Source organism: Robiginitalea sp. (assembly GCF_049588695.1).
Lineage (GTDB): Bacteria > Bacteroidota > Bacteroidia > Flavobacteriales > Flavobacteriaceae > Robiginitalea.
Genome location: NZ_JBAVZJ010000324.1, coordinates 1 through 13,102 on the forward strand (window position 1 = coordinate 1; position 13,102 = coordinate 13,102).

General features: G+C 49.4%; 11 protein-coding genes and 1 riboswitch. All 11 genes read right to left on the reverse strand.

Going from position 1 to position 13,102, the window contains the following annotated elements:
- Window positions 1-351: 351 nt before the first annotated feature.
- A complete protein-coding gene (locus WBV75_RS07890) occupies window positions 352-1,245 on the reverse strand; it encodes a hypothetical protein (protein ID WP_424120087.1) in 894 nt (297 codons plus the stop codon).
- Between the two features lie 150 nt (window positions 1,246-1,395).
- Window positions 1,396-2,172 carry an agmatinase gene (gene speB / locus WBV75_RS07895; protein WP_424120088.1) on the reverse strand — a complete coding sequence of 259 codons (777 nt, stop codon included), beginning with the start codon at window positions 2,170-2,172 and terminating at the stop codon, window positions 1,396-1,398.
- Window positions 2,173-2,895, reverse strand: a complete 723-nt coding sequence (locus WBV75_RS07900) for a DUF6090 family protein (protein WP_424120089.1) — start codon at window positions 2,893-2,895, stop codon at window positions 2,173-2,175.
- Window positions 2,896-2,990: 95 nt separating this feature from the next.
- Window positions 2,991-4,460, reverse strand: coding sequence for a S10 family peptidase (locus WBV75_RS07905; protein ID WP_424120090.1), 1,470 nt, complete (start codon window positions 4,458-4,460; stop codon window positions 2,991-2,993).
- A 224-nt stretch (window positions 4,461-4,684) separates the two neighbouring features.
- Complete coding sequence (locus WBV75_RS07910) at window positions 4,685-5,758, reverse strand: serine hydrolase domain-containing protein (RefSeq protein WP_424120091.1); 1,074 nt, start codon at window positions 5,756-5,758, stop codon at window positions 4,685-4,687.
- A 10-nt stretch (window positions 5,759-5,768) separates the two neighbouring features.
- The gene (locus WBV75_RS07915) at window positions 5,769-6,527 is read right to left on the reverse strand and encodes a head GIN domain-containing protein (RefSeq protein ID WP_424120092.1); all 759 of its coding nucleotides are present in this window, start codon (window positions 6,525-6,527) and stop codon (window positions 5,769-5,771) included.
- A gap of 14 nt (window positions 6,528-6,541) precedes the next feature.
- Window positions 6,542-7,642 (reverse strand): acyloxyacyl hydrolase, encoded by a 1,101-nt coding sequence (locus tag WBV75_RS07920; protein ID WP_424120093.1) that lies wholly within the window; start codon window positions 7,640-7,642, stop codon window positions 6,542-6,544.
- A gap of 59 nt (window positions 7,643-7,701) precedes the next feature.
- Window positions 7,702-8,652: a methylenetetrahydrofolate reductase [NAD(P)H] gene (metF, locus tag WBV75_RS07925; RefSeq protein WP_424120094.1), complete on the reverse strand. Its 951-nt coding sequence runs from the start codon at window positions 8,650-8,652 to the stop codon at window positions 7,702-7,704.
- 48 nt (window positions 8,653-8,700) lie between these two features.
- Window positions 8,701-11,388 carry a methionine synthase gene (gene metH / locus WBV75_RS07930; protein WP_424120097.1) on the reverse strand — a complete coding sequence of 896 codons (2,688 nt, stop codon included), beginning with the start codon at window positions 11,386-11,388 and terminating at the stop codon, window positions 8,701-8,703.
- Entirely contained in the window at window positions 11,382-12,425 is a 1,044-nt protein-coding gene (locus WBV75_RS07935) for a homocysteine S-methyltransferase family protein (RefSeq protein WP_424120095.1), read from the reverse strand. Before WBV75_RS07935 ends, metH begins: the two co-directional genes overlap by 7 nt.
- A gap of 99 nt (window positions 12,426-12,524) precedes the next feature.
- A riboswitch (SAM riboswitch) is annotated at window positions 12,525-12,670 on the reverse strand.
- A 170-nt stretch (window positions 12,671-12,840) separates the two neighbouring features.
- Window positions 12,841-13,102, reverse strand: a 262-nt coding sequence (locus WBV75_RS07940) for a PLP-dependent transferase (protein ID WP_424120096.1), incomplete at its 5' end; no start/stop codon positions are given.

The following is a 13,102-nucleotide window of genomic DNA, read 5'->3' on the forward strand; positions in this document are numbered from 1 at the left end:
GGTGAATACCCCCACTACCCAAAGAAGATACTTTAAAATGGTCTCAATTGTCGGATGTGCATCCAGCCATTCCCATATAAACTCGAGCGACTCCATAGTGAAGTGTAGTTTTAGCCTTTGGACATTAGAGCTAAAAGTAGCCTTAAAGACGAAATTCCGAAATGAGATACATCAGTTGTGACGAAGGGGAGGCCACAGCGGATTGCTTCTGATACATCCCCAGTGCATGAGGATTTAGAAACGGATCACCAGCGTTTTATGATTTAAACTGCGGCAGGGCACAACGACTTAGAATACCGCCTTTCGAAACCGCTAAAGTTTCCTGTTTCGAAGTGACCCTTTTTTAAATTATCATGTTGCTCCTTTGTGTATTTGTTTTTCAAAAAGGTTGTGAATCAGTAACATCAGTAACCCAAAGAAGATCGCTGTGACAATCAGAATGGTATTTAAAGCGCCTTCGACGGAAAAGGATAAACGGATCAGGATGGTGGAAATTACAAAACCGGAATTGCGAATCACTTTATGGAACTGGTCTGAATAATAAAAGGATGCGAGCAAAAGAATAACATCCACCACAATGAGAATTGTAAAAAACTCATCAAAAAATACATTATTGATGCTCTTAAAGGATATGCCGGAGGTTTCAGTGACACCCATCGCGGTTAAACCCCAGAGCGTAAAAAAGTACACCGCGGTAACGAAAAGGACCGGAACCAATAAGGTGGCCACAGTTTTTTTCAGATCGATAAAGCGCTGTATGTTCGTACCCTTACTTGTATCCGGCGTCAATAATTGCCGTCGTTTGAGGCCTTGAACATAGAAGAGGTAAATAAGGAAAAACAAAACCACCGAGGCGACCAGGTCATAGGTAAATTGGAGGTCGTCCTGGAGTTCAAACCAGTTGGAGGAAAGTTTCAGATTGGCCAGATCCTTGAATAAACGGCGTATTATAATCAGGGTGATGATCTCATATTGTTTGCCGATATAGGTGGTAATGGACTTGGGCAGGTAATAGATCAGTAGGTAAACCTCATAGATCAGGATAAAGGAAAATGGGGTGTAAATTGCCGCAATTGGATTATCCAGAAGTTCAGACCGGGACTTTAGCCAGCCGGCATCGACCATAAATATCAGTACCAGGTGGACCACGAAGCTGAAAATGGCAATGGTCAGGATGACCTTTTCAGTTTGCTTTTTGGTGCGCTCTGAGAGTAGGATTCCAAAAAAGTATTCAAAAGGTTTCACAAGGGTCTTAAATTGGTGTTGGGATCAGGTTTATTCCTCCGCATTAAAAAATGCCCCAATGTATGGTCCTCTAAAAATACTGAGGATACCTTAAGAATTGCCTATACCGGATAAAATATTTTTACCGCCCTGAGATACTCTTTTCGCTTTTTAAATAAGGAGCCCAAGGAGTTCTTTCATCAATTTTGCCCCAACTTCAGAAGTCATTCCATCCTGGTCCCGGACCGGATTATACTCCACAAGATCTGCACCCACCACCTCACCTTCGATACGCTGAAGTAGTGTAAGAACCTCCCGGGGCGTCAGCCCTCCGGCTTCCCTGTGGGAAACCCCGGGAGCATACCCCGGGTCCAGTGCATCTATATCGAGGGAAACATAGACGGGATTGGAAAACTGAAGCGGAAGCTCCGGCAGCCCTGCAGGCATTGTATACATCTCGACGTTAAATCTTTTGGCTTGTGCTTCCTGATGCGGGTTGAGGGTGCGAATCCCTACCTGGACCAGGCGCTGCGCCAGGCCATCCTCCATGATTCGGGCAAAAGGACAGGCATGGGAATACGGGTCCTTTTCGTAGTCCTGATATAAATCCGGGTGGGCGTCGATTTGCAAAATGTCCAACTTTCCGTAGTTTTCTGCATAGGCCTTTACAATCGGATACGTAATGCTGTGATCCCCACCCAGGGTAAAAAGTTTCCGCTTCCGGGTCAGATGTTCCCGGGTCAGGGCTTCTATATCAAAATAGTCTTTAATCTCGAAGTCTCCCAGATCCCATGTTTCCCAGGGGTTGAGATCGGTGAGGTTCTCCGAATACAAATTCATCATCCCCGAGCGGAGGGCTTCCCGAATGAGGGCCGGAGCTCCTGCGGGTCCTTTTAAATAGGAAGACCCTGAATCATAGCAAATACCTCTTATACCTACCGCTTCCATTTATTGCTGATTTTGAACCTCTGTATTAATCATATTCAGGATGGAGTCTATTAATTCAAGGCCGGAATTCATATACCCGATACTGCCATCGTAATTCGAACGATTCAAAACCATAATATTTCTCGTCTTATCCGAAGTTACAAATGCCACTTCATCCGGGAATATAAGATACTTTTTGAACTCAAAATCGACAACTCCAGTTCTCATTATAGGCAACCAGTCATCCTCAAAAGACATTTTCAAATCTTCATTGGCATTGGTGATGATCTTCGCCTGGTCGTCGTAATAAGTGCCCAGTTTAAACCGCAATTCTTTATTAGACACCAGGTCCAGGCCTTTGGATTTCAATACTTCATAGGCATTGGTAAGGGGCAGAAACCGATCGAACTGTACAATGTTTCCCAGCCAGTATTTTAGACTGTCAGAGGACTGATTCGAGTGATGTAGTTCCAATATTTTCTCCGAGGCGTACACTGCCTGGTTCGCATTGGCAATAATTTCACTCAGGGCTGCTTTGTCCTTTTTCAGGTTTTCACTGATCTGCACGAGGATTTCCATTTCCAACTCCCGCTCTTTCCGATCTTCACTCCAGTTGTTTATCCCCAGGGCGATAAGAATCCCAATCACAACCAAGACGATTTCTCCCAGGGCATACCCGAGATATTTTGTTGAGTCGCTTTTCATAAAGAGCTTTTTCCGGGTTTTACGGAGGAAGGAGAACATAGTTTCATAAGGGATTTCAGGTTATCGGTGTGCAGGGGTATTTAGGTCAAATTATAAGCTTAAAGGGGTAGTTTCACAAGATTTAAAATTCTGTTTCATTCGGAAGTGCCTGTCATAAAGGTCCGAATGTCCCGGGCAAGTTTTAGGTAATCCTCATGATGGGTATACATCATATGCCCGGCCTCGTAATAGGTCATCTGAATTTTGTCCGTCTCGATCCCATTGCGGGCGTAGGTGTACTCCGCATCAAAAAAGGGGCAAATCAGGTCGTAATAGCCATTGGCGACCAAGACCCGCATCTGTGGATTTCGGCGCATGGTCTCCCCCAGTTGAGGCGCAACATTTACGTGCTCGGGTTCCCAATAGCTGCCCTCGGGAACCGGGCGCCAATTCCATTTCCCTCCGATAGAAGAATTGGAGGTGAGATAAGGTCGGTCCATTTTTACCTGCAGCTCCGTTCTCAGATAATGGTTGAGGGCCGCTGTATACGCCCCGCTGATCTGATAACTGGCGGGATCCCCCAGGTGGGGACCATCGGAGAAGGCATCGATTTCCTTACCTGTAAAACGCCCGTCCAACCGGCCCAGGGCAACTCCTTTATCCCTGAGTAATTCCTTTTGAAACCGGGGCATCAACACGCGTAGATCCGACTTCAGAAGATACTCCACACTCAGTCCCGTATACCGGGCCATTTCCCGTGCAACCGCTTCTTTTTCAGAGGCCGTCAAAAGTGAACCTTTGTACAGGGCGGGGATGTATGTGTTATAGGTAAACTCCCTGCACTCCTCCACAAATGCCTCAAGGGCCATCCCCTGACCGGCCTTATTATGGTACCAGGCCGTTGCCGCCATACTGGGTAAATAGGTGATATATGACGTGATATTATAGTGGGTCGAAGTCGAACCCCCGTAATCCAGTGCCTGGGAAATCAGAATCAGGCCATTCAGCGCCATATTCTGCCCCCCTCCTTCCAGTTCCTGAGCCACAGCCACGGCTCGTGTCGTGCCAAAACTTTCACCTGCGATATATTTTGGGGACATCCATCGGTTATTATCCGTTATCCAGTCTCGCATAAATTGGGCAATAGAACTTGCGTCCTCGGTGAGGCCCCAGAAATCCTCCAATTCACCTTTGCCGATGACACGGCTGTAACCCGTGCCTACCGGGTCGATAAATACTAAATCCGTAAGGTCCAGCAGGCCTTCGCTATTGGCCTTCAGGGAATAGGGTGCGGCCCCATCATCGCGAGTGGCGTCCGAATCCACTTCTACTAATTGAGGGCCAAAGAGTCCCATATGCAACCAAACAGAAGCCGATCCGGGGCCGCCGTTAAAAATGAACGTCACCGGCCTGCCGGCCGGGTTTCCCATTTCACTTGCCGTGTAGGCCACAGACCAAACTGAAGCTACGGGTTCCCCTTCTGAATTTTTCAAATACCTTTCGGAAGCTGTCGCCCGATAAGCGATTTTACGATTTCCATTCTGAATCTGGTGTTCTGTAATAAAAGCCTTTGGCTCCGGAACTGGCAGTGTATCCTCCTCCACAGAAGGGGCCTGCTGCCCCACGGCGGCAGGTATGAAAAAACACATCATTAGGAAACAGAGAAGCTGAACAGGTTTAAAGGGAGGCTTGGCGATCATGGTTTGGCTTTAATGCGATTAAGATACAGTTTTTAAGAACGAAATGAACCGATTTTGAGCGTTCAGAATGGCGGGCAGTAAGAGTCAGTGGGCGGAATGGTGAGTCCCTGCCTGTTTCTGGAGTAAGGGGATTTCATACGGGACCCTAGTCACTCGGCCACGGGCAGGGACTGGTGTAAGGCCTCGACAATAGCATCTAAATTGGGTTGTACCCCGGGAGTTGAGGCGTTGATCAGGATCGCAACCACAAAGTCCCGATCCGGAAAAACTTTAAAATTGGTGTATGCCCCAATCGCATTCCCCGTGTGCCCGTAAAAGGCCCTCCCGCGGGCATCCCGGCTCACCTCCCAGCCTAAACCGTAATAGGTGGAGGCACCCCCGATGCGCTGGGCGGTGAGGAATTCTGAATAAAGGCCTCTCGGAATCAATTGTTCCTGTAGATAGGCCTCTCCCAATCGACAAATATCCATGACCGTCGACAGATACCCCCCACCTGCGAGTTTAAACCGCGTATCCACGGGCACTGATGGCACAAATCCGTGCCTGCGACCGGTGTAAAACTCAACCTGGTTTTCCACAGGTTCTCCAGGCACTTCCCCAACGGTATGCAACATGTGCAGGGGCTGCAGAACCCGCTCAGATACGAGTTTATAAAAAGGCTGGCCTGCCGCCCGCTCCATAGCAACAGACAGGAGCACATAATCCAGACTAGTATATTGATAGCCTTCCCCGGGGGTAAACTCCAGTGGGTCCCGTACAAATAATTCCAAACTATCTGCGATTTGCATCGGCCGGTTCAGCGCAAATTCCTTCCCTTTGTAAGTCCGTATGCCCGCCGTATGGGCGGCCAGTTGTTTCAGGATCACCGGTCCGTGCCGCTTGGGAAATTCAGGCACATAGGTCCGGATATCGGCTTGCAGGTCCAGTGTTCCGTCTGCGACCATCGTGGCCAGGGCTGACCCCGTAATGGGTTTGGAGATACTGGCGATCCGGAATACCGACCTCTCAGGGTCTACGGGAATACCATCCTCAAGGTTCGCAAAACCATATCCCCCCCTAAACCAGGCCTTCCCTTTGTAGGTGGCGTATATGGCCAATCCGGGAACCTCTTTGCGTTCGATAAGCTGTTGGAGCAAGACATCGGCCTCCCCCCACCCCCCGGGTTCAATAGCCGAGTGGCTTCCCTTTTCAGGATTCAAAAAATTCAGGATTTTCTGCCACATCACCCGCATGTCAGTCTATAAAAATCAAACGACCCCTGAACGTTTCTTCTACGGCCACCTCGGGAGGCCTTTCATAACTCAGCACATCGCCATACCCGTTAATCCGTCCTGAAATGCGCTCCATGGGCCTTACTAAAAGATCATTGCTTCCCCTGTGACTGACCAGTACAGTTTCGGCGACCAGGTCCCTGGCATCTACGCGTGTATCCCCGGCAGCGATGGTAATGGAAAACTGCCCTGCCCGCCCTTGAAGTTTAAAAAAAGCGATTCCATTAGATACTACCTGAAGCCGCTCAACATCTACTTCGAGGTCAAAGGAACCATCCGTAGTCACGGCCTCGGGATTATTAAAACTCTCAGAAACCAAATTAAGATCGGAAAAAGGTAGCACTCCATCGCTGCGTATGGGCCATCCTGTACTGCTTCGAAGCACCCGGAGGTCCGGGGTGGTTACATAAAAAGTGGTCCTGCCATAGCCCCTGAAATAGTTACAGGAATTGGAATCCCTTAGCTCCAGGGTACCCCCTACTACTTCTGCAGAGATATCGGACCTCAGGTTTGCACCGGTTTCCAGAACTACTTCCTGTTCAGGTCCATACTGCACGACCAGCTGGATATTTTCAAAAACGGTGATACCCGAGAATTCCGGTACTTCCAGGCGTACCTGTTCAATATCTCCCGAGGCTTGAAAACAGTCCGGACTGTCAGGCCCGCAGCCCTCCCCTAAGAGCGTGAAAACCACAAGCAGTATGATATATAATTTCTTCATTCGTTTATATGGCCTTAAAGTCGAATACCTACACCAAATTCAATAGCCTCTGCCTTGGCCCCGTGGGACTTCAGGCTGATTGCACCAAACCATTTCTCCCCAAAGTACCGCTTGATGCCCACGCGGTTATAGACCCGGCCCTCGAAGTCGAAAGGGTAATATACATAATAGCCCAACTGGGTAGTGACGCTGAGTTTATTGATAAAAAGTTCATGCCCTATAAAAATACCCACCCGCTTGTAATCGGCATCGGGATCTACATCGAGTTCGGGAAAGGAATTGGACTGAAACGCAATGAGTTCCTTTAAAAAATTAGAAAAGAAAACATCTGCCCCCACTTGAATGGCACTCACCTGGGCCAAACGTTTATCGGCATAGGCAGAAAAAATATAAAATGGGAACTGGCCTGAACCCACCACATCGCTCTCATTGATACCGGATCGGAAAACGAGATTAAAACGCATGCGTTTGTCTAAAGGCATATCCGGCCAGCGCTTGTAGGGTTCAGCCCCGGGTTGCCTGGCATCCAGTTCATAGATCAAACCCGCTGTGAGCCCGAGTGTATTGGTGGACGTGTTGGGAGCGCGAACGTTGGCATTGGAATAATGAACCAGCGTAATCCCTGCGCTTATCCCAAGGCGGTTCCAGATCCGTTCCCTGTGATACTGGAACATCAGGTAGGTGGAACTCATAAAACTAGACCCATAGGCATTATTCCTGACGTTGTCCACGGCGTCATAGGGGTTGGTATTATACGCCAGACCCTGGCCGATACGCGCTTTTAATCGTCGTTTCCAGAAATAGAAATTATAGTGCAGGTATATGCCGAAATTGGAACCCAGGGTAGCGGTGCCCATATCCTGGTAGATAAAGGAAATGCCCTGATCGGGATATCCATAACGCTGTTCCCAGGGTTCTGACCCGAAAGTTTTTCGATTTAACCCCAGTATAAAGCCCGCGGGATGCGCCCGGATCAGGTGGGATATATCCGGATTATGGAGAAGGATGGAACCGTAAAAAGGATTTAAATCCAGGTTCCGGATGGGTTTTGGGTCCTGTCCGTATGTCGAGAGCCCCCAGAGAACCGAAAGAACAATACAAATCCCTTTTTTCATGGGCAGTAAAGGTAGGCTTTTTGGCAAAAGTCAGGTCGGTGCGACGAGGACTTTAACCCTTAGAAAACCGCTTCGGCAATGGCTTTGATGTTATCCGATTTTCCCATGGAATAAAAGTGGATCACAGGAACTCCGGCTGCCTTGAGCTCCTGGGACTGGGCTATGGCCCATTCGACACCAACCTGCCGCACCGCTTTGTTATCCGCACAGCCTTCAACGGCCTCGATAAGCGCCTCGGGGAGGTCCGTTCGAAATACCTGGGGTAATAGTTGAAGGTGCTTTTTAACCGCAATGGGCTTGATTCCAGGAATTATGGGCACGTCAATGCCCATGGCTCGGGCGCGATCCACAAACTCAAAATACTTCTTGTTGTCAAAGAACATCTGGGTCACGATGTATTCAGCCCCGAGTTCAATTTTATGTTTCAGCCATTTAAGGTCCGTATTCAATGAAGGTGCCTCCATGTGTTTTTCCGGATACCCGGCCACACCCACGCAAAAATCCGGGCACTGGTCGGTTTCGACCACTTCGTGGAGATACCTCCCTTTGTTCAGGTTCACGATTTGGGTGACCAGTTCAGAGGCATTCGTATGGCCTCCCGGGGTAGGTGCAAAATATTTTTCTTCCTTCATCGCATCTCCGCGCAGCGCCATCACATTATCGATGCCCAGGTACTGGCAGTCCACCAGCAGATATTCAGTTTCCTCCCGGGTAAACCCCCCGCAGAGCACATGGGGTACAGTATCGACATCGTATTTGTGTTTGATTGCCGCGCAAATACCCAAAGTTCCGGGTCGCATCCGCGTACGACGTTTATCCAGCAGTCCCTCCCGATCGATGTAGATATACTCCTCCCTGGAAGTTGTCACATCAATAAAAGGGGGTTTGAACTCCATCAACGGGTCGATGTTGCGATAGAGTTCCTCAATTTGTTTCCCCTTTACAGGTGGAATTACTTCAAAAGAAAACAGGGTTTCTTTTGCCTTTTCAATATGTTCGGTAACCTTCATAACTTACTTTTCATCTCTTTACGCTCTGAACAGGTAATTAGAAAAACATCAGGACTCCTCAGCCAAATTGGGACGCAACCATTTTTCAGCCTCGCTAAGCGGTATCTTCTTGCGTCGGGCATAATCTTCCAACTGGTCCCTTTTGATCTTACCCAGTCCGAAATAGCGGGCTTTGGGATGGCCAAAATAGTACCCGCTAACACTTGCGGCCGGCCACATAGCAAGACTCTCGGTAAGGGAAACACCTATGCGCTTCTCTACCTGTAACACCTCCCAAATCGTTTCCTTTTCCAAATGATCCGGGCAAGCCGGATAGCCCGGAGCAGGTCGTACACCCCGATACGATTCCTTAATCAGGGCCTGGTTGTCCAACTGTTCCTCAGGGGCGTACCCCCAGTATTTCATACGTACCTCCCGGTGGAGATACTCGGCAAAAGCCTCTGCAAGTCGATCGGCCAGTGCCTTGACCATAATGCTCCCATAATCATCCAGGGAGTCTTTAAGGGCATCAGCCAATTGAGCCACACCAATACCGGCCGTCACACAGAAACACCCCATATAGTCCTGCTGCCCTGAATCCTGAGGGGCGATAAAGTCGGAGAGTGCCAGATTGGGAATCCCGTCCCGTTTAACGCTCTGCTGACGCAGTGTCCTGAAAAAATAGGCCTCTCCTTCAGGAGTTTCAATTTGAATGTCGTCTTCTATCGCATTGGCTTTAAACAAGCCAAAAACGCCTTTGGCCGCGAGTTGATTCTTGCGAATCAAATCCCTCAGCATTTTCCGGGCATCGGCATAGAGTTCCCGCGCCTGGGACCCCACAACTTTGTCCTCAAGAATTTCAGGGTATTTCCCGTGCAAATCCCAGGCCCTGAAAAATGGAGACCAGTCTATATAGGGTACGAGTTTTCTCAAATCCACCTGTCCGGTTTCCTGAACACCGAGCATACGGGGTACTCCAATAGCACCTGAATCCCATTCCAGTGACAATTTATTGGCACGCGCTTCTGACAGGGAGAGGTAAGCCTTTTCCCTGCCCCTGGCCAGGAACTTTTCCCGGAAAGATTCATAATCGAGTTTGATGGATTTCTTGTACGCCTCCCTTCGTTCTTTCTGCAACAAATCCCCCACAACGGTCACGGCGCGACTGGCGTCATTGACATGGACCACGGCGGCTTTATACCCCGGGTCTATCTTAACGGCTGTGTGGGCTTTGCTCGTCGTTGCCCCACCGATCAGCAGGGGTATTTCGAAGTCCTGCCGCTGCATTTCCCGCGCCAGGAACACCATTTCGTCCAGGGAAGGTGTAATCAGCCCGCTGAGTCCTATAATGTCGACAGCTTCTTCCCTCGCGGTCTGAATAATTTTCTCGGGGGGTACCATCACACCCAGGTCCACAATCTCGTAATTATTACAGGCCAGTACCACACTGACGATATTTTTACCAATATCGTGTACATCTCCTTTTACCGTCGCCATCAGGATTTTTCCCGCGGGGCCACCCGCCTCGCCGGATCGTTTTTCCTCTTCGATAAATGGGGTCAGGTAAGCCACCGCCTTTTTCATCACCCGGGCAGATTTAACGACCTGGGGTAAGAACATCTTTCCACTGCCAAAGAGATCTCCAACCACATTCATTCCCTTCATTAAAGGACCTTCGATAACCTCCAGCGTGCGGTCAAAAGTCTTTCGCGCCTCCTCCACATCTGCTTCAATATACTGGTCAACCCCTTTGACCAGTGCTCTTGTGATACGATCTTGCAAGGGGAGTTCCCTCCAGGATTCGTCCTTTTCCCTTTTTTTATGTTCCCCCTGCACGGTCTCTGCGTATTCCAGCAAACGCTCCGTAGCGTCATCCCGGCGATCGAGCAATACATCTTCCACGTAGGTAAGCAAGGTTTTGGGAATGTCGTCATATACCTCCAGAAGGGTCGGATTTACAATTCCCATATTCATTCCCGCCTGAATGGCGTGATAGAGAAAGGCGGAGTGCATGGCCTCACGCACCCGGGTATTCCCCCTGAAACTAAACGACACATTGCTCACGCCCCCACTTACGCTGCAATGCGGCAGGTTCTGCCGTACCCACCGGGTGGCTTCGATAAAATCCACTGCATTTCTGCGGTGCTCGTCCATCCCTGTGCCCACAGGAAAAATATTCAGGTCAAAAATGATGTCTTCAGGAGGGAATCCGGCTTGTTGAGTCAAAAGCTCATAAGACCTGGAAGCGATTTCAATGCGTCGTTCCAAAGTATCGGCCTGCCCCTTTTCATCAAAAGCCATTACAATCAGGGCTGCCCCATACTGCCTGATCTGACGGGCTTGCCAGAGAAAGGTTTCTTCCCCTTCCTTCAGGCTGATAGAATTTACCACACATTTCCCCTGCACCACCTGCAGGCCCGCCTCAATAATCTCCCACCTGGAACTATCGATCATGATGGGTATTCGGGCGATATCCGGTTCGGCCATCACCAGGTTTAAAAAGCGAACCATGGCCTCCTTTCCATCGATCAGGCCATCGTCCATATTGACATCGAGGATTTGTGCACCCCCCTCCACCTGATCCCGGGCTACTTCGAGGGCGGTTTCAAATTCCCCCTCCTTAATCAGCCGAAGGAAACGCCTTGAGCCCGCTACATTAGTCCTTTCACCCACATTGATAAAATTACTTTCGGGAGTGATGACCAGGGGCTCTAATCCTGCCAATTTCAAATACCGCTGTCCTCTATGCTTCACGATCTGTCCGTTTTTGAAGGGGTTGAAACTGCAATTTCTTCTGGGAGGATCTGGGTTTCCCTGGGGGCGTACTCCTGAACCAGGGTGGTGATTGCCGTGATGTGTTCCGGGGTTGTGCCACAGCACCCCCCCACGATATTGATAAGTCCTTTTTCCAAATATTCCCGTATCTGCTCTGCCATCTCTTCAGGGCCCTGGTCGTACTCCCCAAAGGCATTCGGCAACCCCGCATTCGGATGGGCAGAAACCGACAACTCAGACCGATCTGACAATACCTGCAGGTAAGGGGTAAGCTGGCTGGCCCCTAAGGCACAATTAAATCCAACGGACAGTAAGGGTGCATGGGCGACTGAAATCAGGAAAGCCTCAGCCGTCTGGCCCGAAAGGGTGCGCCCGGAAGCATCCGTTATGGTACCACTTATCATTACGGGAACCCGTTCAGTCCGACCTTCCCGGGCATCTGAAATCGCCATCAGGGCTGCCTTTGCATTCAAAGTGTCAAAAACTGTTTCCACGAGCAACAGGTGGACGCCTCCATCGAGCAATCCGGTTACCTGTTCGCGATAGGCTGCCCGGAGTTCTTCAAAGGAAATTGCCCGATATCCCGGATTGTTCACATCCGGGGAGAGGCTCGCTGTTTTATTGGTGGGCCCGATACTCCCTGCGACAAAACGAGGTTTGTCCGGCGTGGCCTTCCCGATTTCCTCTGCGGCTGCTACGGCGATACGGGCAGCTGCCACATTCATTTCGTACACCAGGGATTCCATTCCGTAGTCCGCCATGGCAACCGAGGTGGAGGAGAAAGTATTTGTTTCAATAATGTCTGCCCCTGCCAGAAGGTATTTCCTATGAATTTCGGCAATGGCTTCAGGCTGGGTCAGGGAGAGCAAATCATTATTCCCCTGAAGGGGTTTCGGCCAGTCTTTAAAGCGCGAACCCCGAAAATCCCCTTCTTCAAATTTATAGCGCTGCAGCATCGTCCCCATAGCTCCGTCCAGAACCAGAATACGCTTTTTTAAAATTTTTTCAATTGACACCATAACTACGCATCGATTACCCGATTAAATGGGGTAAGATTTAAATTAGGATTGGGATGAATTGGAAAGGAAGGTATAAACCCGTAAGATTTATTAAGCCGAATGTTATCTTTCCCGGGGCAGTTCCAGGCCAAAAGCCCGGTCTTAAAAACCACAGGTTAGAACGTAGCACCTTCTCTTCCACGATAAGGGAAAAAGGGTTGCTAAGGCTTCAATGGGTCTAATCCCTCCACCTTTCTCAATAACACCACAATCTGACAAAGAACTCGTGCAAAGAAAGACCACAAGAGGGTTATATACAAGTAATACGACGGCTTTTTAAAGGAATGCGACTTGATAACGGCCTAATTGACGGCAAATCCCCTGTGGTTTTTGGACGGAAAACAGGAATACAACACGTCTTCCCTGCTTCCCATATCTATTCCCCGAGGGCTTGCCGGAGGTCTGCAATGACATCCCCGGGGTGTTCAAGGCCCACGGAAATCCGGACCATTCCATCGGAAATTCCGCTTTGCGCACGTTCGTCCGGGCTGAGTTTACTATGCGTTGTAGAGGCCGGATGCGTTACAATGCTGCGGGAATCCCCCAGATTGGCAGAAAGCGACAAAAGCTTAATTCTATCAAAAAAACGGCGTCCGCCCTCGACTCCACCGTCAACTTCAAAAGCCACCACACACCCC

Coding starts and splice junctions, on each gene's coding strand:
- speB (WP_424120088.1), bottom strand. CDS start 2,172: ATGGAAGCGGTAGGTATAAGAGGTATTTGCTATGATTCAGGGTCTTCC.
- WBV75_RS07900 (WP_424120089.1), bottom strand. CDS start 2,895: ATGTTCTCCTTCCTCCGTAAAACCCGGAAAAAGCTCTTTATGAAAAGC.
- WBV75_RS07910 (WP_424120091.1), bottom strand. CDS start 5,758: ATGTGGCAGAAAATCCTGAATTTTTTGAATCCTGAAAAGGGAAGCCAC.
- WBV75_RS07915 (WP_424120092.1), bottom strand. CDS start 6,527: ATGAAGAAATTATATATCATACTGCTTGTGGTTTTCACGCTCTTAGGG.
- WBV75_RS07920 (WP_424120093.1), bottom strand. CDS start 7,642: ATGAAAAAAGGGATTTGTATTGTTCTTTCGGTTCTCTGGGGGCTCTCG.
- metF (WP_424120094.1), bottom strand. CDS start 8,652: ATGAAGGTTACCGAACATATTGAAAAGGCAAAAGAAACCCTGTTTTCT.
- WBV75_RS07935 (WP_424120095.1), bottom strand. CDS start 12,425: ATGGTGTCAATTGAAAAAATTTTAAAAAAGCGTATTCTGGTTCTGGAC.